Annotated in this window: 1 protein-coding gene; it reads right to left on the reverse strand. The window is 39.6% G+C overall.

The window, feature by feature from the left end; all coding sequences use genetic code 11:
* Positions 1-654, reverse strand: a 654-nt coding sequence (locus Q1A69_RS20075; protein ID WP_299589688.1) for a hypothetical protein, incomplete at both ends; no start/stop codon positions are given.

Genomic DNA, 654 nt, shown 5'->3' on the forward strand with positions numbered 1-654 from the left:
TAATTACCATTTCGGTAATCAATTCGGAAATTGTAATTACCCGAACTTGGGTCATCAAAAGCTACCGTATTAGTGTGTCCACTAGTGGTAAAGTTTCTAGAGGACCAACCAGAAGAGGAGGTTGATTTATAATAAAACTTTGTGGTCTTGGATTGGCCGTAAGTGGGATCTGTCCATTCAATACGAGTGCCAACATTGTACACCTTAGCTTGAGAGTAAGTTACTCTCGCATTCGGAGCGCCAATATTTATCCACCCCCCCAACTCTCTCTCATAAATATAACGTCTATGACATTCCTCGGCATCAATTTGAATTGTATAATTTCCAGCTGGCAAATTATTTCCATAGAACTTTGTTATATCAACGCTTCCATCCCAAGTCCTCAGGTCTGAGGTATATGAAAAGGTACCGTCATATCCACTAGGGAGCAAACCATCATTTCGCTTAACAGTTACAACTATTTTCCAGTATGCAAAATCAGTTTTACTATTATTGGAGCTTGTTGATAATACAGCTGTTCTTGAGGTGAAACTTCCAGATTTTAATTTAGTCGAAGAGTTTGTAGATATAACATTACTATGCTCCCGATAAACAGAAACTGTCCTGACCTGATCTTCAGGGGCGCTTACTCGTGTATAGGCTGTTGTCGAGTAG

The sequence above is a fragment of the uncultured Microbulbifer sp. genome (assembly GCF_947498635.1).
GTDB lineage: Bacteria > Pseudomonadota > Gammaproteobacteria > Pseudomonadales > Cellvibrionaceae > Microbulbifer > Microbulbifer echini.